The following is a 23,058-nucleotide window of genomic DNA, read 5'->3' as shown; positions in this document are numbered from 1 at the left end:
AGTAGTTATGGCAGAACATTGGTTGATAGTGTTAATTGATACTATTTTCGTAATTAATACTTTTGCAGCTATTTTAACGGTTTTTAGAGACCGTTATCGTGACATTACTTCTATTTGGGCATGGATGCTGGTACTATTGTTGTTCCCTGGAATTGGTTTTTTAATTTATTTTTTATTTGGACGAAAATTATCAGGACATCATATTTTCAACATGCAAACGCAAGAGGTCTTTGGTATCGATAAAATAGCAGAAAATCAACAAAAAGAAGTTGTAGAATTTTCTGATTCAGAACACTATGTTGAAGAACAAGCTTTTGTTCGATTATTTTTACAAAGTGAACAGGCTATTTTTTCTAATCAAAATGACGTCAAAATTTATACGGATGGTCATGAGAAGTTTAAGCAATTATTCGCTGATATTAAGGCTGCCAAGCATCACATTAATATCGAATATTATACGATTTACAATGATAAATTAGGTAACGAGTTAGTTGATTTATTGACGGAAAAGGCTAATAAGGGTATTCGTGTTCGTGTTATTTACGATAGTTGGGGTTCTGGTGGTAAGAACAATAAACTGTATAAACGATTGCGTGAAGCAGGTGGGCATGTAGAAGCGTTCCTAATGCCTAAATGGCAATTTATGTCACTTCATGTTAATAATCATGATCACCGTAAGTTAGTAATTATAGATGGTAATATTGGTTATATTGGTGGCTTTAACGTAGGTGATCAGTATTTAGGTCGATTAGAAAAATTTGGTTATTGGCGTGATACTCATCTACGCGTTGTTGGTGATGCGGTTTTGGCAATGCAGAGTCGCTTTTTCATGGATTGGAATGCGACTACTCGACATGAAAAGCTTATGTTTGGCGATTCGTATTTTCCATCGCATGATACAGGTGGTGATGTGGCGATGCAAATTGTTTCGTCAGGACCAGATTCTGATATGAATCAAATTTATCAAGGGTATCTGCGCATGATTTCGATGGCCCATGAAAGCATTACGATTCAGTCACCTTACTTTATTCCAAATCAGGCAATCATGGATTCACTTGCAATTGCCGCTAAGTCAGGCGTGCATGTTAGAATTATGATTCCATCAAAGCCTGATCATATGTTTGTTTATCGTGCAACTGAATATTATGCCAGTGTTTTGGCTAACGAAGGAATTGAAGTTTATGCATATGAAAAGGGATTTTTACATGCTAAAACAATAGTGATTGATAATCGTATTGTATCGGTAGGTAGTGCAAATATGGATATTCGATCATTTTCCTTGAATTTTGAGGTAAATGCCTTTCTATATAGCGAACGCTTGGCATTAGAAATGGAAGAAATTTTTGAAAAAGACTTGTCAGATTCAAAGCTTTTGACACCAGCATATTTCGAAGCACAATCATCATGGATGAGATTCAAGCAATTTTTCTCAAGGCTATTAACGCCAATTTTATAATGGATTTTAAAAAGAGAGCGAGACAAAAGTTGTTTTGAAGCCGGAGTGTATCGTGATTACCGTAATTTTTGGCCGTAGCAACGCGAAGAACAAGGATTGCGGTAATTGCGTTACATTGAGGCTTCAGACTTTTGGAACGCGTTTATGCTATAAAACTTATAGGCTTATAATTAATGCATTTTAAACTAAAGAGGTTGGAACAATTTTTTTGTTCCAACCTCTTTATCTATAGTATTTACTTTTTTGTGTTTAAATCATTTTTATGACTGAAGAAACTAACAAGCAAGAAGAAGATACCCAACAAATCAGTGTAAATACCTAATATAATTTGCATAGTGTGTGTTGAGTAGTCTGTGAACAATACTAGGAATAAACCTAAAACAAGTCCAACTGCACCAATAATTAGCCCAACTAAACGTTGCCAACCAATTAATAGTTCAGGTACCCAAGTTTGAGCCAAATTGCTAGTAGCATTAAATAAAATCCAAAAACCAAAAACTAAACCAATGAAATCTTGGGTAAAATCTTGACGGAATAGTAGCACTAGCCCCATCACTGCGCTTAGTAAGGCACTCATTAAGTGAGCGCCGCGTAAGTAGACACTATTGCTAAATAGCATGAGGTCGATAAAAGCAATAAAAATTGAAAAGAGACCAAAGATAATTGAAACGGCTAATAGCCATTCAGTATTAAAAACAAATGCAAAAATACCTAAAATAATTGAAATAACACCAGCAGCAGCCAATAGTTTGCGGACAAAATAAGAAATAACTGGCTTTTGTGGTTGTGGTGATTGTGTTGAACGTCGTGACGTCACAACTTCTTCACCGTTATTGGGTTCATGTTTAACTTCTGGCAAATCAGCCATGAGAATGCCTCCTAATATAAGTTGTTTAAATTGAGTGTAATTGAAAATGCTGTAAAATACAATTGAAGACTTATTTAAAATAAAAAATATTAACTATTTATAAAAAGGGGATGGGGACGATGCTAAAATGGATAATTATTATAATTTTGTTGGTGGTTTTTTTGTATACACAATATCGACAAAGAAAGTTTGATAAATCAGTGACAAAAAAAGCGAAAGAAATAACTGATAAATTAGATAAAAAATAATGAATATTGGAGCACTACCATGATATTAAGAATACCTGTATAATGGTAAGGACAGAATAAATACAAAATAGGAGCGCAAATAATGAATATAGAAGAGATGCAGGCGCGCCAAAACCATATACGTAATTTTAGTATTGTGGCTCATATTGATCATGGTAAATCAACAATATCTGATCGTATTTTAGAGGCAACGCATACGGTTACTGAACGTGAGATGCAAGATCAGCTATTGGATACGATGGACTTAGAGCGTGAACGCGGCATTACGATTAAAATGAATGCTGTTGAGGTTCATTATAAAGCTAATGATGGTGAAACTTATATTTTTCATTTGGTAGATACACCAGGTCACGTTGATTTTTCATATGAAGTATCACGTTCTTTGGCGGCAGCCGATGGAGCTATCTTAGTTGTTGATGCGGCTCAAGGAGTTGAAGCACAGACATTAGCGAATGTTTATTTAGCTATTGAAAATGATTTGGAAATTTTACCAGTTATTAATAAAATTGACTTGCCAGCAGCCGACCCTGAAGCTGTTCGAACTGAAATTGAAGATGTAATTGGTATTGATGCATCTGAAGCAGTGTTAGCATCTGCTAAGAAGGGCATTGGTATTCCAGAACTATTAGAAAAAATTGTAACTGATATTCCTGCTCCTGAAGGAGATTTGACGGCACCATTACAAGCACTAATCTTTGATTCAGCCTATGATTCATATAAAGGTGTCATTCTAACGGTTCGTGTAAAAACAGGTGTTTTAAAACCTGGTGAAAAGATTAAGTTTATGAATTCTGGTGCAGAATATGAAGTGACAGAAGTTGGCGTAAATTCACCAATGCCTATCAAGCGTGATTATTTGATGGCAGGTGATATAGGTTATGTTGCTGCTTCCATCAAAAATATTCGTGATGCCCGACCTGGTGATACCGTTACCCATGTTAAGCAACCTGCTGTAGAACCACTACCAGGTTATCAGCCAATGACACCAATGGTTTATTCCGGGTTGTATCCAACTGATAATGCAAAGTACAATGATTTACGTGACGCACTAGAAAAGTTGCAATTAAATGATGCTTCTTTGGAATTCGAACCTGAAACTTCTCAAGCACTTGGTTTTGGATTTAGAACTGGTTTCTTAGGACTGCTACACATGGATGTCATTCAAGAACGTCTTGAACGCGAATTTGATTTGGATTTGATCACTACAGCACCGTCTGTAACGTATCATGCTTATACGACTGATGGCGAAATGGTTGAAGTCGCTAATCCATCTGAATTACCTGATGTCTCTGAAATTAAAACAATCGAAGAGCCATTTGTTCATGCCCAAATTATGGTGCCAAATGATTACGTTGGGGCAGTTATGGAATTGGCGCAATCTAAGCGTGGTGAATTTGACACAATGGACTACTTGGACGAGAATCGTGTTAATGTTAAATATTACATGCCTTTGTCTGAAATTATCTTTGATTTCTTTGATAAACTAAAATCAAGTACACGTGGTTATGCCTCATTAGATTATGAGATATCAGGATATCGTCAATCAGATTTGGTAAAGATTGATATCTTACTAAATGGAGACAAAGTTGATGCTTTAAGCTTTATTGTACATCGTGATTTTGCGCAAGAACGTTCACGTGTGATTACAAAGAAGCTAAAAGAAATTATTCCACGTCGTAATTTTGAAATTCCAATTCAAGCTGCAATTGGTTCAAAGATTGTTGCGCGTTCAACGATTAAGGCTTATCGTAAAGATGTTACATCTCGTATCCACACGGGTGATCCAGATCGTCGTGCTAAATTGTTAGATAAGCAAAAGCGTGGTAAGAAACGTATGAAATCAGTTGGTACCGTTGAAGTGCCTCAAGAAGCCTTTATGGCCGTTTTGAAAGCTGATGAAGAATAAATTCTTGTGATAGTTTTTAGTGAAAAACTATCATTATATAAATATTTATGTTAATATAGTTTAGTTAAATAAACTGACTCTGGTTTTTATAAATCCAGGGCGATAAGGAGAAAATAATGAAGGCTGATATTCATCCAGATTACCACCAAGTGGTTTTCGTTGACTCAACTACTGGTTACAAGTTCTTGTCAGGTTCTACTCGTACTTCTGACGAAACTATCGAATTTGAGGGTGCTACTTACCCAATGATCCGTGTTGAAATTACTTCAGATTCACACCCATTCTACACAGGTAAGCAAAAGTTTACTACTGCAGATGGTGCTGTTGATAAGTTCAACAAGAAATATGGACTTGCTTAATCGCAAATTCCTACAAAAGCCGTTGTATAGCGCTAAATGCCTATATGACGGCTTTTTTGTGTGCTTTTTAAAGTGTTGTGAAGTATCGTGAAGTATCGTATTTTGGGAACTATTTGGGCACTTCATCCACCTTTTATCCACTATATTCATCAAATAAATTAATGATTTTTTGACTAATCTATACATTTTTCGTTTAGCAAATACATTTTTTGGATTACGAAAACAGAAGAGTGACCTAAATGTTCACTGACATATGCAATATCAATTCTGTTCTTAATCGTTCTTTTTCTTTTGACATGGACTGTTAAACGGCAAACTTTACCTATTTTTTAGCCCGAAATCAGTTAAAAATTAACATTATATGCAAAAAAATAGATAGTTTAAAGACATATCTGGGTCTGGCTTTCCGTTGCTTTCAAATATTTTTATAATTTTAGAATATAGTTATCAATGTTAATTTGATAAGTGTAGGATTAATGCTTTTTTAGCTCCAATTATAGAGATTGTTGCAAATGTAATCCTAACAACCTTTAACGTGTTTAGATTCACGTGTATATGTATGCCACCTAATAGGTGATTTTTTTATTTTAATGGCAAAGGATGTGATTGTTTTAATTTTTTGAATATGGTAATTAGAGTAGGGCGAACTATAAAGAAAAATACAGGAATGGCAACAAAAAAAGTTTTTACCCAATTACCTAAATAACCAGGTACGAATTGTGGATATAGTTGACGATGTATCTCTGTAAACCAAATCATCATAATTGAAACATTAAATGTGATAACGAGCATAGGAACACTAATTTGTTTGGGAATATTATTAGCTATAACAGTTGGAAAGTAGTTATGTAATTTTAAAGCAAGTGGTAAGGTAACGTATGTACGTAAACAATATATAAATATAACGATTAAAGGATATATAATGAAAACTTTTTCAAGCATTCGTTCTGAAAAACCATATCGAATGATTGTGTTGTAAATAGCCATGATTGCAACCATAGTACCGATGAAGGTCCAAGGCATAGTATTGGGGTGATGTAGTACTTTTTTTAACCAAAACTTGATAGATTTCATTTATTACTCCTGACAGCTTTTAACGTGAATCAGCTATTACACGTATTAATTAGTTTGTAATTTTTAAATGTTATGCATATCTAACTGATTATGCTAGTCGCCGAAAATCACACGTAACAAATTCTTATCGTGGTCAGTTATGGGGTGACCGTCAGAAGATAAATAATCATCCCAACTGTCATCTTTAGCAATCTGTTTTAGATCAACGAGCGCATTGTTAGTGTTTTTTTTATTTGCGTGCAAATCTTCTGTTTTATCTAATAAGTAATCTACTGACACGCCTAAAACGTCAGCTAATACTTTTAAAGTTTCTGTCTTAGGATTTACTGTCTTGTATTGATAAATCATATTAGAAGATAGACCAGCCCGTTTAGCGACTGTTTGCAAATTCATGCCACGCTTTTTAGAAATTTCTTTTATTTTTTCATATACTGTCATATCAAGTGTTCTCCTGATTTTGATAAATTACAGTTTTACAGCTGAAATAATTAAGCTTTTGTGAGCAAATAATTGATATGTGTGCTTATTACAATTATTTTGCCAACCTTTCCATATTACAGTATAACTGTAAATAAAGCAATGATTCGATGAATAAACTACAGAAGGATGAGGGACGAGTGATTTAGAAATAGTTTTTAAGATATGGAAGGTCACTTTTCAAATAGTGTTATTACACTAGAAATAATGCCGGTACAAATTAGTCGAGCGTTAACAGGACAGATTACGTTAAGAGTATAAAATCACTAAAACATTTGCGTATTTTTATTTATCGGTTGACACGTCTGTATTAGATGCGTACAATAATGCACATTGGTAGAACATTTCATTGTATGTCAGAGAAGCTACGGGAGCTGTGAGTAGCGCAGGTGAAGTGATTGAACTATTTATAAAATATAAATAAATTAAAGTGGGTTAGTTCGCAGTGTACTAACTAATTTTTGGGTGGTACCGCGGAAACTTTTCGTCCCAGTGATGAGTCAATTGACTTGTCACTGGGACTTTTTTATTGCTGAAAGGAGCAAAACATTGGGGTATTAGAACATATCAATCACGTTGGTGGACTTAGTCGTTATCTCTTTTTAGGGTAATTATCGGTAGGTAAGTAATGACAAAGGAGAGAAGAAATATGAATAAGTCAGTAACGTTTAAACAAAGTATGATTTTATTAATTGCAGTCATTTTAATTTTTAGTATTAGTATTTTAGGGTTCGGATTATCACCCAATGTGCCACTGGTGATAAGTATTATTTTTGTCATGTTATTCGCTAAAATGCGACAAACGTCTTGGCAAGATATCCAGGGACAGTTGTTGAAAGGGATTGAACAAGCATTAGCACCGTTATTTTTGTTCTTGCTAATCGGTATGCTGATTGGTCTTTGGATGGAAACTAATACAATTCCTACACTGCTATGGGCGGGGTTGAAATTAGCTAATGTTGAATGGTTTTTGCCTAGTACTGTTTTGATTATGGCAATTATGGGTACGATGGTCGGATCTGCATTTACCACTTTAGCAACGGTTGGTGTTGCACTAATGGGGGTTGGGACAGCGATTGGCTTTGATCCAGGAATGGTTGCTGGTGCAGCATTATCTGGTGCAATTTTTGGTGATAAGAGTTCGCCATTATCAGATTCAACTAATTTAGCATCATCAATTGCAGGCACTGATTTGTTTGCCCATATTAAAAACTTAATGTGGACAACGATTCCTGCATTGCTTGGCTCATTATTAATTTTTACATTTTTAAGCACGCAAACAAAAGTCACTAGTGATGTGCACGAATTACAACATTTGGCGTCATTATTATCACCAAATTGGTGGTCAATGATTCTGTTAATTTTGTTATTCATTATGGCTTGGCATCATGTGCCAGCGATTCCAACGTTGTTGGTGAACATTGCAGTAACGGGCGTTATATTTATGTTTAATCATTCAATACAGCAGTTTTCTGATGTTATTATGAATGGTTCAACAACAACAATAAAAAATGAAATGCTTGCTAGTTTGTTAAATCGTGGTGGTATGTTATCAATGATGCCAACGGTGATTATTATTATGTTAGCATTGGCGTTAGGTGGACTACTAACAGAGCAGGGCATCCTTAGTGCCTTCATGACACCATTGGTAACGCGTATTAAGACCCAAGCTGGTGTGATTACAGGAACGGTTATTACAGGTATCTCAGCTAACTTTTTGATTGGTGAGCAATACTTAGCTACTATTTTGCCTGGTCAATTATGGAAGGAAAGTTTCACACGATTAAAAATCAACCCATTAACTTTAGGAAGATCATTAGAAGATTCAGGAACGGTTATTAATTACCTAGTACCATGGGGAGTTGCAGGAAGCTTTGCCGCGCAAGCGTTAGGTGTTTCAGTAGTCTCGTTTGCACCATTTACTTTTTTTGCCTTGTTATCACCTGTGTGCTCATTAATTAGTGCGTGGACAGGAATTGGGCAAATTAAGCGTGATGAATAGCTTGCCAAGCGAGTTGATGTGCACCGTGATTTTGTTTTTCAGGAATCCAGTTTGGAATTAGTAGTTCATATTGATCTTGGTGCGCTAACAAGTTTGATAATGGTTCACTAAAATGTTTGGCATAACGTTTCTTGATACTATCGATAACTAATTTAGAATCTGCATAGTACATGATAGTGTCATCAGAATTAGCAATTTTGGCTAATTCTTCAAATGCCCAGATAGCTGCTGCAAACTCGGCTTCATGGTTTGACATTACGCCCAGGTAATGATGCTTTTGAATTTGTTGGCCGTTATATAAAATTACAACACCAGCGCCACTACGTCCTGGATTTCCCTGACTAGCAGCGTCGGAATATATTTTGATTAACATGACAAGTACCTCCAATTTTATTATACTAAAAGACAGAGACATTCTGAGATGATTTGTCGAATATGCACAGATCGGAAAGGATTTGAGAATGAAAGGATACTATCAACCAGCTGGTTTGTTAGGTTTGATTAATTGGTTATGGGTTATCATGATTGCGATGTTTGCGTTAGTAATGCAACTTGAAGTTACCCATTTAAATATTTGGACAATTATTGCGACAATTATATTCGTATTTGTTGCACTGTTAACATATTTTAGGCGGCAAGTTACGTTGTCAACAGGTGCTATTTTGATTATGCCAATGTTTGGCGTTCATACAGAAAAAATTCGTTTTAACGAGATGCAACAAGTTCAGTTTACTAAAAGAACGGTTATTTTTAGCTATGAAGATGAAAGATATAGTTATTGGATGAATAAGAAGTTCTTGGACCAGTTACAAAAGGAAATTAAAGGTAAATAAATGACTGAAGAAACATTGACGATTACAGAACAAACTGGTCGTCTTGACAAGGTAGTAGCGGATGAATTTACCGACTATACACGTACGCAAATATCAAAATGGATTGATGATGGCGTATTATTAGTTAATGGTGATATAAAAAAAGCGAAGTATAAAGTTCATGAAGGGGATGTTGTAACATTTACAGTTCCTGAACCTGTTGTATTAGATGTACGACCACAAAATATTCCTTTAGATATTATATATGAAGATGATGATTTATTAGTTATTAATAAGCCACAGGGAATGGTTGTTCATCCGGCTGCTGGTCATCCGGATGGTACGTTAGTTAACGCTTTGATGTATCATACGAAGCTTTCAACAATTAACGGCGTAATTCGTCCAGGAATTGTTCATCGAATTGATAAAGATACTTCTGGACTTCTAATGGTTGCTAAGAATGACAAAGCACACGAGGCATTGTCAGCTGATTTAAAAGCTAAGAAAAATTTGCGTCAGTACTATGCTTTGGTACATGGTGAATTTACGGAAAATAAAGGGACAATTAATGCACCATTAGCTCGTTCAAAAGCTGATCGTAAAAAACAAGCTGTTGTTGCGGGCGGACGTGATGCGGTAACCCATTTTGAAGTTGTTAAACGATTTGTTGGTTACACGTTGTTACGTGTTACCCTAGAAACAGGGCGGACGCATCAAATTCGTGTGCACATGGCTTATATTGGACATCCAGTTGCTGGTGATCCATTGTATGGTCCGAAAAAAACACTGGCAGGTAATGGTCAGTATTTGCATGCCGCAACGTTAGGATTAACACAACCTACAACTCAAGAAGCAATGCAGTTTGAGGCGCCATTACCAGATTATTTTGAACAGGCGTTAGATCAGTTAAAACCCTATGCAGAATAAGTGAACCGTTTGTTCGCAAATAGTGTTGAACATGATAAAATAGATGTATAAAAAATAAATTGAAACTTTCTTAAGGTGGTTCAGTGAGATTGCTAGAAGGTAATGTGATAAATAAATTTGACGAGACGTTACCCTTTTAGATTAAGAGTGTAGTGTCTCTTTTTTTATTAGGTTTGAATAACGAGAGAAAAGGAATAAATTATGGCAAAAGAAATTGTTGATGCAATGGCAATGCAACGAGCACTTACAAGAATTACTTATGAAATTATTGAAAAAAATAAAGGTGTTACAAACTTAGCAATTGTTGGCATTAAGACGCGTGGTGTTTTCATTGCACAACGTATTGCTGATCGTCTACAACAATTAGAGGGTGCAACCATTCCTGTTATTCCACTAGATATTACGCACTATCGTGATGATGATAATCATCATGTGGGTGAAAAAATATCATTTGAGGAAAATATTGATAATAAGCGTATTATCTTAGTTGATGATGTGTTATTTACAGGTCGTACAATTAGAGCTGCATTGGATGCCATTATGGATAATGGTCGTCCTGCAGCAGTTAATTTAGCTGTGTTGGTTGATCGTGGTCATCGTGAATTACCAATTAGAGCTGATTTTGTTGGCAAAAATATTCCAACGGCAACTTCCGAAAGTATCCGAGTAAAGATGAAGGAATTTGACGGCATGGATGGTATTGAAATTCAATAGTTTTGACCGTTAAACGGGAAGGAGGAATCGTTTAGAAATTTTGCTAAACGATACCAACGTCATGACAACACGTTATTTAATTTTACAAGATGGTACCGTGTATGCGGGTGAGGCCTTTGGTGCACCTGCAACAACTTTTGGTGAATTAGTATTTAATACATCTATGACCGGGTATCAAGAAATTATCACGAATCCAATTTATTATAATCAAATTGTGATGTTTACGACACCAACTATTGGGGCTGCAGGTATTAATCATTATGCAGATGAGTCAATTGTTCCCTCAGTAAAAGGTGTTGTGGTTCGTGAAATAGCTGAAATATCAACTAATCGTTTACGAACACTTAGCTTGAATGATTATTTAAAACGACATAATGTACCAGGAATTTCACAAATTGACACGCGAGCTTTAACGCGCCATTTACGTGAAACAGGTGTCCAAAAAGCATCAATTGTTGATCAGCCGGATGACCACGCTTTTGACCAGTTACGAGCAATGGTATTGACAAATCAACAGGTGGCACAAGTATCGACACCAAAGGCTTATGCCAATCCAGGGCGTAGTGCGAATGTAGTGGTGATTGATCTAGGTCTTAAAAATGGTATTTTAAGAATGCTGAGTGATTTTGATGCCAATGTTACGGTATTGCCTTATTCGGCGACGATAGATGAGGTTGCTAACCTTGATCCAGATGGGATTGTTATCTCTTCTGGCCCAGGTGATCCAAACCAAGTACCAGAAACAACATTAGATATTATTCGTGAATTTGAGCAACGAGTACCTTTGTTTGGTATTGGGTTAGGTCATGAATTATTTGCAGTTGCGAATGGTGCAAAGGTTACTGAATTAGCTTCGGCTCATCATGGGATGAATCATCCAATCCGAGAACAAATTACGAATGACATCATTTTCGCAACACAGGGACAAGCATATTATGTTGATCATGCCTCAATTAAAGATACTCCTTTATTTGTGACGCATATTGATATTACGGATAATCAAATTCAAGGTTTACGTCACCGTGATTATCCCGCATTTAGTGTGCAATTTTTCCCAGACGCTGCCCCAGGCCCATTAGAAGAAACCCAGGCTTTTGCTGAGTTTATGGAAATGGTGATGGCGCGGCGAGGAGGTGTAGTATGACAGAACGAGTCCTAATTATTGGTGGCTCTGCTAACGATTTTGGGCGTGAAACTGAAGGGGATGCTGCAACATACCAAGTAGTTGATGCAATCAGAAAATATGGTCATGAAGTCGTGGTTGTGGACGATAATCCATACGCCTTTACGACAAGTCGTCATGATATCCAGGTTATCGAAAAAAAGTTAACTGTTGATAATTTAATGACAATTATCAATGAAGAACATATTACCGCTATGGTAACTTCAGTGGGTGGCTCAACAGCGACACGTTTAGGTGCTGATATTTTAAAGCTAATGGGTAATGGTGCACCAAAAGTTTTAGGATTATCATTACCAGTTATGCAGGCAACGCAAAATACAAAGTATTTACATGAACGATTGATGCAGTTAAATATTCCAACGGTACAATCACGTTTGGCGGGTAATGTCAGTGAAGCATTTGATGCTGTTAGGGATTTTGAGCTACCAGTTGTGATACGCCCAATTGCACCTAATGGTCAAACACTGCGACTACAGGTGACAGATATTGATGATTTAGAGGATGCTGTTGAAACGGCACTTAATCGCTCAATTACCCATCAAGTGAATATTGATAAAAGCATTCAGGGTCACCAAGAAATTTCCATGCTAGTGGTTCGTGATAAACGCGATACAACAGTACTAATTGGTGGAGTTGAAGATATGGATCCAGTCGGTATTCACTCTGCAGATTCGATTGCGATTACACCTATTCAAACGTTACCAGATCCTGTGTATCAAAAATTACGGGCAGCAGCTTTCAAGGTTATTCGTGGTTTTGATGTCATCGGTCTATTAGAAGTTAGATTTGCGGTTGATCCAAAGGAAGATGATTATGTCATAACTCGTGTGACACCATATTTTGACCGCACGGCAGCATTATTAGTTGCAGCAACTGGCTATCCACTTATGCCCGTTGTAACACGTTTGATTTTAGGCGAGACCCTTGAATCAGTGAAAACACCTGTCATAGGTGCTAATCATACGGCGTTACTGGAGCCGACAATGGACCATATTGTGATTCGTTTCCCTATTTTTTCATTTGGGGATTTTGAATCTAATGGTGTTAAAACTGAACATCGCTTAAATACAGTTCAAAAATCAGTAGGGACAACAATCGGAGTGGGACGCAGTGTAGAAGAGGCGCTCGAAAAGGCAATTCGTGCTGCTCATTTTAATAATCGTAATTTTTCACCAACCGTGATGAATGCGTTGACGGATAATGAGATTATTGAGCAACTTATCCATCCCCGCGACAATCGTATTTTTGTATTGTTGGAAGCCTTAAGACGTGGTTATACTGTTGATGAATTAGCTGAAATGACCAAAATTAATGCGTTTTATTTCTATAAATTAGATCAAATTAATAAATTAGAAGAAACTGTAAAAAATACGCCATGGCAAGTTGATGTTATTAAACTAGCAAAATACTATGGCCTTTCGGATGGTTTGATTGCCCGTTTGTGGAATGCAAAATATGAAGAAGTACGTCGTTATCGTTGGGATAACGGTATTTTGCCAACTTATAAGGCCTTCGAACCATCTGCAGGTGAGTTTGAGGAAGCAGCTAATCAGTATTATTCAACGTTCGAATCAGAGAATGAAAGCACACGTCTAGGAACACATACGGCACTAGTCATTGGTAGTGGTGGTTTCCGTCTGGGTGATGGTGCTGCTGCTTCTTATGTTATGGCAATGGTTGTAGCTGAGTTACAAGCACAAGGTATTGAAACAGTACTTATGAATAACAGTCCGACTGATTTGATGTTTATGCCTCAATTAGGAAATAAGAAGTACTATGAACCACTAGAGATTTCCGATGTAATGAACGTTATTGAAATTGAACAACCAACACAGGTTTTTGTACCGGGAAATCGTATCAAATTAATTAATAGTTTGCGTAGCAATGGTATTAATGTGCAAGTGATTGCAAAAGAAAAATATTTGCCAAGTAGTATGGAGGCTGATACGTCACGCCGGATTGTTAATTACTTCTATGACGGTCAAACGATTTATTTGATTGGTATTAGTAATCAAAGTAATGATGGTATAACTCTAGATCAGTCAGCAATGACTGAAGATCTTTGGAATAAAATACCGCGACCACAAATGAATTCAGAAACACCTGGTTTATATCAAATGTTATTAAAGCAACAGCCTAGTCATGATGGGGAACCATTGATGATTGTTCGACCAATGCCATTTACGATGGTTGCTTTTTTGGATAAAGTAACAGGCATTGATTGGATGCGTTTAGTGGTTCGTTATATGCTCCATCGTCAAACACATGTTGAACAACAATTTTTGGCACAACTAAAAACATTGCAATGGCGTATTCCCAAAGCGCAGTTAACATATTGGCATGCAGATTTTGAGGAACACATGGAAATTCATCAAGAATTGGACAATGGACGCTATGCAATTGGTGCAACTTATCATTTAATTTAAGTATCAGTTGTGTTTATATGATAAACTAGAAAAGTTGTAATATTAAATAAAATCAAGAAAGAAGGCACTACCCATGTGGAAAAAAGTATTAGGTGTGCTAGTAGCCGTTGCCGTAGCAGTTGGTCTAGCAGCCTGGGGAATCGGTCCTAAATCAATCGTAACGACTGATGCAGGTAACGTTTCACAAGCTGAGTATTATAAAAATTTGAAGAAATCGCCAGCAGGACAACAAGAATTGGCTAATATGATTATTCAAAAGGTTTTGGATGATAAGTATGGCGATAAGGTTTCAAAGAAGTCTATCGAAAAACAATTTAAAGATGCTAAGCAACAATATGGTTCACAATTCTCACAAACTTTGTCACAAAATGGTATGGATGAGGATAGTTTCCGACAATCATTGGAGATTCAAGCGCTAGAAAAGCAAGCAGTAATTGCTAACGAAAACTACTCAACAAAGCAATTGCGCAAAGCTTATAACAGCTACCAACCAAAGACAAATGTTTCTGTTATTTTGACATCATCTGAAGATGACGCTAAGAAGGTCATTGCTGAGCTAAACAAGGGTGGTGACTTTGCTAAGTTAGCAAAAGAAAAGTCAATTGATACTAATACTAAGAAGAATGGTGGTAAGATGACTGCCTTTGATTCTACTGATGCTAACTTGGAAGATGATTTTAAGTCAGCAGCCTTCAAGCTAAAGAAGGGTGAATACACAAAGACACCAGTGGCATCTCAATCATCACAAGGTTACTTCATTATTAAGAAGAACTCACAAGCTTCAAAGAAGTCATTTAGTGCACTTAAGTCAAAGATGAAGAGTATCTTGGTTGAACAAACAATGTCTGATACAACTAAAGTACAAGCAATTGTAGGTGATGAATTAGGTAAGGCTGATGTTAACATTAAGGATTCTACCTTGCAAAATGTTTTGTCAACTTATACACAAGCTGCTGCAACAGCTAAGGCTGCAAAGAGTAGCACATCATCAGAGTCATCAAGCTCAAAGAGTAGTGAATCATCAAGCTCAGCCAGCTCGAAGAGCAGTGAGTCATCAAATTCAAGCTCAAGTGAGTCTAGTGAGTCATCAAGTTCAGCTAGTTCACAAGATGATAAATAGTTAATAATAAAAACTGCAGTCATTAACTGCAGTTTTTTATTTGAAAAAAGCTGAAAATAATTCGTATTTACGATACAATAATTAATATATGAAATGCTTCGTTCGCGTTTTTGAAAAACATTAAGGGGAATTAAAAGATGATTGATCGTTATACTCGTCCTGAAATGGGACGTATTTGGTCGCTTGAAAATCAATACCAATCTTGGTTGGATGTTGAAATCGCAGCTACAGCAGGTTGGGTATCAGTTGGGCATGTTCCAGCAGAAGACCTAGCAGCTATTCGTCAAAATGCAAAGTTCGACGTTGATCGAATTGCTGAAATTGAGGCGACAACACGTCACGATGTTGTTGCTTTTACTAGAAATGTTTCTGAGTCATTGGGCGAAGAACGAAAGTGGATTCATTATGGTTTGACGTCCACTGATGTTGTTGATACTGCGCAAGCATTACGTTTACGACAAGCTAATGAAGTTATTAAGGCTGATTTGCAAACGTTGAAAGATACATTGGCAGAAATGGCTTTAAAGTATAAAGATACAGTTATGATGGGTCGTACACACGGTGTTCAAGCAGAACCAACAACGTTTGGATTAAAGATGGCACGTTTTTACCAAGCAGCGGTACGTAACATTGAGCGATTTGATAATGTCGCTAAGGCTATTGAAACTGGTAAGCTATCGGGGGCTGTGGGAACATTTGCAAATATTCCACCACAAGTTGAAGAAGTTGCAATGAAGGAACTAGGATTAACACCACAACCAATTGGTTCACAAATTCTACCACGTGATTTACATGCAGATTACATGACAACGTTGGCAATTATTGGGTCAAATTTGGAAGAAATGGCAACTGAAATCCGTAGTTTGCAACGTTCTGAAATTCACGAGGTAGAAGAGGGATTCCGTGGTGGTCAAAAAGGATCATCAGCGATGCCCCACAAGCGTAACCCAATTGGTTCAGAAAACATTGTCGGATTATCACGTGTTTTGCGTGGCTATTCAGTGACGGCGTTAGAAAATGTGACACTATGGCATGAACGTGATATTTCTCATTCAAGTGCAGAACGCATTATTTTGGTTGATGGTACGACGGTTGTTGATTACATGTTGCACCGTATGACAAATATCTTAAAGAATTTGCAAGTATTCCCTGAAACAATGAAGCAAAATATGACACGCACATACGGTTTAATTTATTCACAACGTCTATTACTTAAATTAGTTGATGCGGGTATGTCACGTGAGGCAGCTTATGATACTGTACAACCATTAACAGCACAATCATGGGACAAGCAATTGCAATTCCGTGACTTGGTTGATGCAGATGAAACGATTACCAATAATTTGACCACTGAACAAATTGATGATGCATTTGATTACCACTGGCATTTAAAGCATGTTGATGATATCTATAAGCGATTAGGCTTGCTTTAATAATGTAAATTAAAATTATAAATATAAGGCTGAGTGAGACAATTTTTATGATAATTTGTTTTATTCGGCTTTTTTTGTGAATTTTAAAGTATGTTTAATTATTTTAAAAACGCCCGTCGTCTTTTTAAAAAAGTAAAAAATATATTTTATTTTTTAAAAAACAGCGTTACAATTATAAATGTTGACGAAATAGATTATTATGATTTTTAAAACGTTCCTATATACAGGTATTCTGGGAGGTTTATCAATGCAAGTGCAAGACTTATATTTAACAAATCCAACTGTTCGAAAAAAGTGGCAAAGTTTTTTAATTGATCGCGGTATAACAGGTTTTAGTGAAAATGAAGTAGCCACAATTGATGAAACAGTTGGCATTTATAATGACGAAAAATTGGTTGCAACTGGATCAATTGCTGGGCATGTTATTAAATATGTGGCAGCTTGCGAAAAAGGAGTCACAAATGGTGCTAGATTTAATGCTATTTTGACCGAATTAACAAATCGAATGGCCCAGCGTGGCGTTTATCATATTTTTGTTTTTACAAAGCCAAAATATGAGACTAGTTTTGAACATGTAGGTTTCAAAAAATTAGCTGGTACCGCACAGGGCGTATTGTTGGAAAAGGGGCGTCCAAATATTGATGATTATTTAGCTAATATACCCCATGTTGTGGATTTAAAGGATAAACAAATTGCAGGAATTGTGATGAATGCTAATCCGTTTACCTTAGGACATCGATATTTAATTGAAAAAGCCGCCAATGAAAATGATTTTGTGTATGTTTTTGCGGTAAATCAAGATGCCTCTTTATTTACAACTACAGAACGAATTAAGCTGATTTCTGATGGTGTATCTGATTTAGAAAATGTCATTGTAGTAAATGGCGGTGATTATATGGTTAGTTATGCAACTTTCCCAGCTTATTTTATTCAATCTGCCGATGACGTGATTGTGTATCAAACAGAATTAGATGCGCGCTTATTTAAGTCAGTCATTGCGCCAGAATTCAATATTACACGACGCTATTTAGGTAGTGAACCATTGTCGCATACAACAAGTATGTATAATCAGACATTGCAACGTGAATTAGGTGATGAGATTCAAGTATGTATTGTACCTCGTAAGGAGCGTGATGATGGCAAGGTAATTTCAGCGACATCAGTAAGACAATTTATTAAAACAAATCAAATACAAGCGATTGCCAGTGTAGTACCAGAAACAACCTTGAATTTTATCAAAGAACATATGGCGGTATTACAAGATCGTATTAAAGAAGGACAAAATATTAATGGTAATTAATAAAATGTCGATTGGTAGTACTCAAAAAGTATCTATTGTATAAAGATTATTTTAAAGTACTGTTTAACCGGCAAGTCATGATTTTTAAATCATGACTTGCCAATACATATATAGGGAGTTGGAACATATGGTTGATATTTTTAATGAAGGAACACCAGTGACATTGATGGATGTGTTGAACAATAAAGAATGGCGTGTTGATCAACAAAGAGAACTAATTGCAAAATATACTAATAAAGTTATTGTGGCAGTGAAATTAAATGTTCCAGGAAAAATTAAAAGTAATCGGTATATCACTTGTCTGTTTCAAGCAGGTTGGAAAAAATTAATTGCCAATTATGCAGAACAACAGGTGATTACTGATATGGTTTATGTTGATCGTCTTACAGGACCAGAAGGGTTTATTGTAATCGATGATGATGTTAATACAGTTAAACAACAGGCTATAAAATTTGAAATTAATTTTAGGGCAGGACGATTGTTTGATGTAGATGTCATGGGCGGTGATGGGAAGGACAAGCAATTGTCACGAACAGATTTAGGATTTGATCCAAGAAAATGTTTTGTTTGCGACCAACCGGCAAAAGTATGTGCGCGGTCGCAAAAACATGATATTAACACAATGAAATCGGCGATTAACACATTATGCAATGAATATTTTGAGGTAAATGAATATGCATAATAAACAACAAATTGTAGATATGGCATTGCAATCACTATTATATGAAGTTTCAGTTACACCAAAGCCAGGACTAGTTGATCCAGCAAGTGTTGGTGCGCATAAAGATATGGATGTTTTTACCTTTATCGATAGTACGATTGCTTTGCAACCATATTTTAGAAATGTTTATGAACAGGCGACTAACTTCGAAGGTCATGATTTAACAAATTTATTTAATCAAATCAGACCATTAGGCATTGAAGCAGAAAAACAGATGTTTGCAGCGACAAATAATGTTAATACCCATAAAGGTGCCATATTTTCTTTAGGCATTTTGGTAGCGGCAACAGGATATTTAAATCGTAAAGAAATGGTATATGATACGTCAGTCTTAATGGATATTGTGACTAAGATGCTAGCAAATCTGTTAAAAGATGATTTTACACATCTATCAGAGAAAGAAACTTTAACAGCTGGTGAAAAACAGTTTTTAAATTATGGTAAAGGTGGTATTAGATCAGAGGCAGCAGCAGGGTATCCAACGGTTACGAAAATTGCACTACCTTATTTACGTCGTAGCACAGGTACGCGTAACCAAAGGTTATTAAATACGTTGATGGTAATTGTAAAAAATTCTGAAGATTCTAATTTAATAAAGCGAGCCGGCAGTGTAGATGTTCTGACTTGGGTGCAAGATAAAGTAGATTTTTTCTTTTCTCTAGGGGGAAGTAAAACAGGAGCTGGTGAATTATATTTAGAACAATTGGATAGCTTATTTATAGAAAGAAACTTAAGCTTAGGTGGTTCGGCTGACTTACTTATTTTAACGATTTACTGTGCATTATTAGAAGGCATTTTATAATGAAATTTAAAACAAGTGATGGTGTTTTCTTAAGTTATACCGATAGCATGAACGAAGGGCAACCAATTATATTTTTAGCCGGTTACTCAGGTGTTAAAGAGGAGTGGTGCGTCCAAAAAGAATATTTTGTAGCAGCTGGATATCGTGTGATTACGTTGGATCATCGCAACCATGGGGAATCGGCGCAAACGATGAAGGGACTAAGAATTGCACGATTGGGGCAAGATTTAGCTAATTTAATTAATTTCTTGCAGTTACAAAATGTTATTTTGGTTGGTCATTCGATGGGGGCAAGCGTTATTTGGGCGTATTTGTCTTTGTGGGGTAGTCAATTAGTGTCACATATAATCACTGTTGATCAGTCACCTAAAGCGTTAAATACTGATTATTGGCCATTCGGTGCTTTAGATTTAGATTGGCAGAATTTGTCTTTAAAGGCGCAGGCGGTTACAGAAATACAAATGACTAAGAAACAGGTTGCCACGACAACTCGTAAACAAATTGCATTAGCACATCAGGCTCATACTTTTAATTACGAACGTAATCTAAAATTATTAATTAATCATTTATCACAAGATTGGTGTGATGTTCTGATGAATATTAATAAGCCGCAATTATTTTTAACTGGTGGTGCCTCGCCGATGTGGTCATCAGAACATGGTAAGCGCTGTGTGGCGTTGACGAATAATAACTATGGTAAAACATATGAATTTAAAGGTGTGGGCCATATGCCACATATTGAGTCTCCTAATGAATTTAACCAAATATTACTAGATTTTATTAAATAAGCTTAAAAGTATGATATTTGACGCATTTTTAATATTAATTTAAAAAATAATGTTTATCATTTGCATTGTTAATAAATATTAGTTAACATGAAGGTATCTTAATAGGGGGAATTTTAATTATGGCAATTGAAGATGATTTAAAAGGTAAAGTAGACGAGGCTTCAGGTAAGGCTAAAGAGGTTGCAGGTGCTGCAACTGATAATGAGCAACTTGAAACAAAAGGTAAGGCTCAAGGATTAGCTGGTAAGGCTCGTGGTGCATTTGGTGACGCTAAAGATAAGGTCGAAGATGCTGCAGAAGATTTGAAAGAAAAGGCTGAAGATGCAGTTGATGATCTAAAGTCAAAGTTTGATAAGTAATTTATTAATTGAAAACCATATTGATTAAATCGATATGGTTTTTTTATTTTGCCACTAATTAAGGCGGGGTGTCCGGCTAATAATTTGACAATTAAGGCAAAAAGCAATAAGATTTGAATATCGAATATTTCGATGTTCGAAATAAATTTTGGAAGGAGAACAACTGTGGCAGTTCTATCTACGACAGAGATTATGGATTTAATTCCAAATCGCTATCCTATCTTATATATGGATTACGTTGATGAAATGACTCCTGGAGAATCATTGGTTGCAACAAAAAATGTAACAATTAATGAACAATTTTTCCAAGGTCATTTTCCAGGTAATCCGGTAATGCCAGGTGTTTTGATTATTGAATCATTGGCACAAGCTGCTTCAATTTTGATTTTGTCATCTCCACAATTTGTTGGTAAAACAGCTTATATGACAGGAATTGACAACGCTAAATTCAAGCACATGGTTAAGCCAGGTGATGTTTTAAAGTTGCATGTTGAGTTTGGTAACTTACGTGAAAACATGGGAACGGTAAAGGTTAAGGCAACGGTTGACGATAAGTTGGCAACGAGTGCTGAACTAATGTTTGTCGTTTCACCTGAAGAAAAGTCAGCTAATAATGCGGAGAAATAAGTATGAGTGCACATGGAGAGAATTCTTTTGAAGAAATGAATGAAACATTAGTAGATGTGTTCAATAACGTGATGTGGATTGAGGAAGCTTCTCTTCGCAAGTCACGCTTTAAGGATATCTCGATTAAAGACATGCACACGATTGTTGCGATTACGATGTACGAAACTCGTACAGCTTCTCAATTGGCTCAAATGATGCACTTGACACCAAGTGCTATGACGAGTGTTATTGATAAGCTTGAAAAGAAGGGTTATGTTGTCCGTAATCGTGATACGAAAGATCGCCGAGTGGTAAGAATTGGTTTGACCCATAAAGGTCGTACTGTTTTTCGAGCTCATGAGGCTTTTCATCGTGGTATGACGCATTCTTTATTTGATTCATTAGAAAAAAGCGATGCCCCGGTAGTTGAAAAAGCAATTGGGAATTTGCAGGAATACCTTCATGAGCTAATACAGTTTTAATTGAGGACGATATGGAACAATTTACAATTGTTGAGTCTGCCCACACGGTACCACAACGAGTCGTAACAAATGATGAATTAGCGACATTTATGGATACTTCTGATGATTGGATTTATCCACGTACTGGTATTCATCAACGGCATATTGTGGATAATGAGAATACGAGTGATTTGGCAACAAGTGTTGCTAATAAATTATTGTTAAAATCTGGGATAACTGCAGAACAACTTGATTTTATTATTGTTGGTACGATGTCACCAGATAATTTAACGCCGAGTGTTGCACAACAAGTACAAGGTAATATCGGAGCAGTTAATGCATTTGCTTGGGATTTATCTGCAGCATGTTCAGGCTTTGTTTATACAATTAGTATGGCAAGTGCTTTGCTGGCAACAAAATATCAACGTGGGCTAGTGATTGGTGCCGAAGTGCTAAGCAAGCTAGTTGATTGGGAAGATCGATCAACAGCAGTTTTGTTTGGGGATGGCGCATCTGGGGTTTTGTTAGAAAAAACCCCAGAGCAAGTTGGTTTACTAGCTGAGTCATTAAAGACGTATGGCGCTCAGTCAGAGTTTTTGACAGCTGGTCATCAACGTAATAGCAATCATTTTACTGGTGAACTGTCATCAGCTGATCCCTACTTTCATATGAACGGTCGTGAAGTTTATAATTTTGCGACACGCCAAGTACCAGCAGTTCTGTCGGAAGCTTTAGAAAAAGCTGACTTAACTGCTGATGATATTGATGTTTATTTATTGCATCAAGCTAATGCGCGCATTATTGCAAGCATTGCAAAACGATTTGGGCAACCGATCGAAAAGTTTCCGATTAATGTCGTCAATTATGGTAATACAAGTGCCGCAAGTATTGGGATTTTGTTAGATGAACTACGCCAAGAAGGTGTCGTTCATGCTGGACAAAAAGTTGCCCTTGCTGGTTTCGGTGGTGGATTAACTGCTGGTGCATTAATCATTCAATTATAATTAATAACAAAA

The 23,058-nt window shown here is 36.3% G+C and carries 23 protein-coding genes; 19 read left to right on the top strand and 4 right to left on the bottom strand.

All coding sequences use genetic code 11. From position 1 onward, the window contains the following. Positions 1 to 7: 7 nt before the first annotated feature. Positions 8 to 1,456 (top strand): cardiolipin synthase, encoded by a 1,449-nt coding sequence (gene cls / locus GA0061074_RS04870; protein ID WP_240005861.1) that lies wholly within the window; start codon positions 8 to 10, stop codon positions 1,454 to 1,456. A 235-nt stretch (positions 1,457 to 1,691) separates the two neighbouring features. Here cls and GA0061074_RS04865 read toward each other — a convergent pair whose 3' ends face one another. Further along, positions 1,692 to 2,324 carry a DUF308 domain-containing protein gene (locus GA0061074_RS04865; RefSeq protein ID WP_092462415.1) on the bottom strand — a complete coding sequence of 211 codons (633 nt, stop codon included), beginning with the start codon at positions 2,322 to 2,324 and terminating at the stop codon, positions 1,692 to 1,694. Positions 2,325 to 2,654: 330 nt separating this feature from the next. On the opposite strand from GA0061074_RS04865, the gene lepA reads away from it, so the two are divergent. Together lepA and GA0061074_RS04855 are read left to right on the top strand one after the other, a co-directional pair. Then, positions 2,655 to 4,478 (top strand): translation elongation factor 4, encoded by a 1,824-nt coding sequence (lepA, locus tag GA0061074_RS04860; protein WP_092462413.1) that lies wholly within the window; start codon positions 2,655 to 2,657, stop codon positions 4,476 to 4,478. Positions 4,479 to 4,594: 116 nt separating this feature from the next. Then, on the top strand, positions 4,595 to 4,837 hold the full coding sequence (locus GA0061074_RS04855; RefSeq protein WP_092462411.1) for a type B 50S ribosomal protein L31: 243 nt from the start codon (positions 4,595 to 4,597) through the stop codon (positions 4,835 to 4,837). Positions 4,838 to 5,419: 582 nt separating this feature from the next. Here GA0061074_RS04855 and GA0061074_RS04850 read toward each other — a convergent pair. After that, positions 5,420 to 5,911 carry a DUF2798 domain-containing protein gene (locus GA0061074_RS04850; protein ID WP_092462409.1) on the bottom strand — a complete coding sequence of 164 codons (492 nt, stop codon included), beginning with the start codon at positions 5,909 to 5,911 and terminating at the stop codon, positions 5,420 to 5,422. 93 nt (positions 5,912 to 6,004) lie between these two features. Further along, positions 6,005 to 6,349 (bottom strand): XRE family transcriptional regulator, encoded by a 345-nt coding sequence (locus tag GA0061074_RS09100; protein ID WP_159426656.1) that lies wholly within the window; start codon positions 6,347 to 6,349, stop codon positions 6,005 to 6,007. 688 nt (positions 6,350 to 7,037) lie between these two features. Between GA0061074_RS09100 and GA0061074_RS04840 the strand changes: the two genes are divergently transcribed. Beyond that, positions 7,038 to 8,390, top strand: coding sequence for a Na+/H+ antiporter NhaC family protein (locus GA0061074_RS04840; protein ID WP_092462407.1), 1,353 nt, complete (start codon positions 7,038 to 7,040; stop codon positions 8,388 to 8,390). Here the strand turns inward: GA0061074_RS04840 and GA0061074_RS04835 are convergent. Further along, a complete protein-coding gene (locus tag GA0061074_RS04835) occupies positions 8,374 to 8,763 on the bottom strand; it encodes a ribonuclease HI family protein (protein ID WP_092462405.1) in 390 nt (129 codons plus the stop codon). The genes GA0061074_RS04840 and GA0061074_RS04835 overlap by 17 nt on opposite strands. Positions 8,764 to 8,851: 88 nt before the next feature. On the opposite strand from GA0061074_RS04835, the gene GA0061074_RS04830 reads away from it, so the two are divergent. The 15 genes from GA0061074_RS04830 (at position 8,852) to GA0061074_RS04765 (ending at position 23,046) form a co-directional block, all read left to right on the top strand. Next, the gene (locus GA0061074_RS04830) at positions 8,852 to 9,223 is read left to right on the top strand and encodes an EbsA family protein (protein WP_092462403.1); all 372 of its coding nucleotides are present in this window, start codon (positions 8,852 to 8,854) and stop codon (positions 9,221 to 9,223) included. Next, positions 9,224 to 10,129, top strand: coding sequence for an RluA family pseudouridine synthase (locus GA0061074_RS04825; RefSeq protein ID WP_092462401.1), 906 nt, complete (start codon positions 9,224 to 9,226; stop codon positions 10,127 to 10,129). Positions 10,130 to 10,330: 201 nt separating this feature from the next. After that, the gene (pyrR, locus tag GA0061074_RS04820) at positions 10,331 to 10,843 is read left to right on the top strand and encodes a bifunctional pyr operon transcriptional regulator/uracil phosphoribosyltransferase PyrR (protein ID WP_092462399.1); all 513 of its coding nucleotides are present in this window, start codon (positions 10,331 to 10,333) and stop codon (positions 10,841 to 10,843) included. Between the two features lie 61 nt (positions 10,844 to 10,904). Next, positions 10,905 to 11,987 carry a carbamoyl phosphate synthase small subunit gene (locus GA0061074_RS04815; protein ID WP_092462463.1) on the top strand — a complete coding sequence of 361 codons (1,083 nt, stop codon included), beginning with the start codon at positions 10,905 to 10,907 and terminating at the stop codon, positions 11,985 to 11,987. Then, positions 11,984 to 14,452, top strand: coding sequence for a carbamoyl phosphate synthase preATP-grasp domain-containing protein (locus GA0061074_RS04810; protein WP_092462397.1), 2,469 nt, complete (start codon positions 11,984 to 11,986; stop codon positions 14,450 to 14,452). The genes GA0061074_RS04815 and GA0061074_RS04810 overlap by 4 nt, the downstream gene beginning before the upstream one ends. Before the next feature lie 73 nt (positions 14,453 to 14,525). Next, the gene (locus GA0061074_RS04805; RefSeq protein WP_092462395.1) at positions 14,526 to 15,572 is read left to right on the top strand and encodes a peptidylprolyl isomerase; all 1,047 of its coding nucleotides are present in this window, start codon (positions 14,526 to 14,528) and stop codon (positions 15,570 to 15,572) included. Positions 15,573 to 15,709: 137 nt separating this feature from the next. Further along, the gene (gene purB, locus GA0061074_RS04800) at positions 15,710 to 17,005 is read left to right on the top strand and encodes an adenylosuccinate lyase (RefSeq protein ID WP_092462394.1); all 1,296 of its coding nucleotides are present in this window, start codon (positions 15,710 to 15,712) and stop codon (positions 17,003 to 17,005) included. Positions 17,006 to 17,252: 247 nt separating this feature from the next. Further along, a complete protein-coding gene (gene citC, locus GA0061074_RS04795; RefSeq protein WP_240005860.1) occupies positions 17,253 to 18,305 on the top strand; it encodes a [citrate (pro-3S)-lyase] ligase in 1,053 nt (350 codons plus the stop codon). A 127-nt stretch (positions 18,306 to 18,432) separates the two neighbouring features. Further along, positions 18,433 to 18,987 carry a citrate lyase holo-[acyl-carrier protein] synthase gene (gene citX, locus GA0061074_RS09190; protein WP_167550167.1) on the top strand — a complete coding sequence of 185 codons (555 nt, stop codon included), beginning with the start codon at positions 18,433 to 18,435 and terminating at the stop codon, positions 18,985 to 18,987. Further along, positions 18,980 to 19,828, top strand: a complete 849-nt coding sequence (gene citG, locus GA0061074_RS09185) for a triphosphoribosyl-dephospho-CoA synthase CitG (RefSeq protein WP_167550166.1) — start codon at positions 18,980 to 18,982, stop codon at positions 19,826 to 19,828. Before citX ends, citG begins: the two co-directional genes overlap by 8 nt. Continuing rightward, positions 19,828 to 20,616 (top strand): alpha/beta fold hydrolase, encoded by a 789-nt coding sequence (locus GA0061074_RS04785; protein WP_092462391.1) that lies wholly within the window; start codon positions 19,828 to 19,830, stop codon positions 20,614 to 20,616. The genes citG and GA0061074_RS04785 overlap by 1 nt, the downstream gene beginning before the upstream one ends. 119 nt (positions 20,617 to 20,735) lie before the next feature. Then, on the top strand, positions 20,736 to 20,975 hold the full coding sequence (locus GA0061074_RS04780) for a CsbD family protein (protein WP_092462389.1): 240 nt from the start codon (positions 20,736 to 20,738) through the stop codon (positions 20,973 to 20,975). Positions 20,976 to 21,140: 165 nt separating this feature from the next. Next, complete coding sequence (fabZ, locus tag GA0061074_RS04775) at positions 21,141 to 21,602, top strand: 3-hydroxyacyl-ACP dehydratase FabZ (RefSeq protein WP_092462387.1); 462 nt, start codon at positions 21,141 to 21,143, stop codon at positions 21,600 to 21,602. A gap of 2 nt (positions 21,603 to 21,604) precedes the next feature. Then, positions 21,605 to 22,063: a MarR family winged helix-turn-helix transcriptional regulator gene (locus GA0061074_RS04770; RefSeq protein ID WP_092462385.1), complete on the top strand. Its 459-nt coding sequence runs from the start codon at positions 21,605 to 21,607 to the stop codon at positions 22,061 to 22,063. Positions 22,064 to 22,074: 11 nt separating this feature from the next. Then, complete coding sequence (locus GA0061074_RS04765) at positions 22,075 to 23,046, top strand: beta-ketoacyl-ACP synthase III (protein ID WP_092462383.1); 972 nt, start codon at positions 22,075 to 22,077, stop codon at positions 23,044 to 23,046. Positions 23,047 to 23,058: the final 12 nt, after the last annotated feature.

Source organism: Weissella bombi (genome assembly GCF_900094835.1).
In the GTDB taxonomy this organism is placed as follows: Bacteria; Bacillota; Bacilli; order Lactobacillales; family Lactobacillaceae; genus Weissella; species Weissella bombi.
The sequence above is the reverse complement of the archived record's forward strand: the minus strand, read 5'-3'. Positions and strand labels throughout refer to the sequence as shown.

Excerpts from the sequence above, each read along its gene's own strand:
- GA0061074_RS04780 (WP_092462389.1), top strand. The coding sequence starts at position 20,736 with ATGGCAATTGAAGATGATTTAAAAGGTAAAGTAGACGAGGCTTCAGGT.
- purB (WP_092462394.1), top strand. The coding sequence starts at position 15,710 with ATGATTGATCGTTATACTCGTCCTGAAATGGGACGTATTTGGTCGCTT.
- GA0061074_RS04805 (WP_092462395.1), top strand. The coding sequence starts at position 14,526 with ATGTGGAAAAAAGTATTAGGTGTGCTAGTAGCCGTTGCCGTAGCAGTT.
- GA0061074_RS04765 (WP_092462383.1), top strand. The coding sequence starts at position 22,075 with ATGGAACAATTTACAATTGTTGAGTCTGCCCACACGGTACCACAACGA.
- GA0061074_RS04865 (WP_092462415.1), bottom strand. The coding sequence starts at position 2,324 with ATGGCTGATTTGCCAGAAGTTAAACATGAACCCAATAACGGTGAAGAA.
- lepA (WP_092462413.1), top strand. The coding sequence starts at position 2,655 with ATGAATATAGAAGAGATGCAGGCGCGCCAAAACCATATACGTAATTTT.
- GA0061074_RS04825 (WP_092462401.1), top strand. The coding sequence starts at position 9,224 with ATGACTGAAGAAACATTGACGATTACAGAACAAACTGGTCGTCTTGAC.
- GA0061074_RS04850 (WP_092462409.1), bottom strand. The coding sequence starts at position 5,911 with ATGAAATCTATCAAGTTTTGGTTAAAAAAAGTACTACATCACCCCAAT.
- GA0061074_RS04830 (WP_092462403.1), top strand. The coding sequence starts at position 8,852 with ATGAAAGGATACTATCAACCAGCTGGTTTGTTAGGTTTGATTAATTGG.
- cls (WP_240005861.1), top strand. The coding sequence starts at position 8 with ATGGCAGAACATTGGTTGATAGTGTTAATTGATACTATTTTCGTAATT.
- pyrR (WP_092462399.1), top strand. The coding sequence starts at position 10,331 with ATGGCAAAAGAAATTGTTGATGCAATGGCAATGCAACGAGCACTTACA.
- citG (WP_167550166.1), top strand. The coding sequence starts at position 18,980 with ATGCATAATAAACAACAAATTGTAGATATGGCATTGCAATCACTATTA.
- GA0061074_RS04815 (WP_092462463.1), top strand. The coding sequence starts at position 10,905 with ATGACAACACGTTATTTAATTTTACAAGATGGTACCGTGTATGCGGGT.
- GA0061074_RS04810 (WP_092462397.1), top strand. The coding sequence starts at position 11,984 with ATGACAGAACGAGTCCTAATTATTGGTGGCTCTGCTAACGATTTTGGG.
- GA0061074_RS04770 (WP_092462385.1), top strand. The coding sequence starts at position 21,605 with ATGAGTGCACATGGAGAGAATTCTTTTGAAGAAATGAATGAAACATTA.
- GA0061074_RS09100 (WP_159426656.1), bottom strand. The coding sequence starts at position 6,349 with ATGACAGTATATGAAAAAATAAAAGAAATTTCTAAAAAGCGTGGCATG.
- GA0061074_RS04785 (WP_092462391.1), top strand. The coding sequence starts at position 19,828 with ATGAAATTTAAAACAAGTGATGGTGTTTTCTTAAGTTATACCGATAGC.
- citC (WP_240005860.1), top strand. The coding sequence starts at position 17,253 with ATGCAAGTGCAAGACTTATATTTAACAAATCCAACTGTTCGAAAAAAG.
- GA0061074_RS04840 (WP_092462407.1), top strand. The coding sequence starts at position 7,038 with ATGAATAAGTCAGTAACGTTTAAACAAAGTATGATTTTATTAATTGCA.
- citX (WP_167550167.1), top strand. The coding sequence starts at position 18,433 with ATGGTTGATATTTTTAATGAAGGAACACCAGTGACATTGATGGATGTG.
- GA0061074_RS04835 (WP_092462405.1), bottom strand. The coding sequence starts at position 8,763 with ATGTTAATCAAAATATATTCCGACGCTGCTAGTCAGGGAAATCCAGGA.
- GA0061074_RS04855 (WP_092462411.1), top strand. The coding sequence starts at position 4,595 with ATGAAGGCTGATATTCATCCAGATTACCACCAAGTGGTTTTCGTTGAC.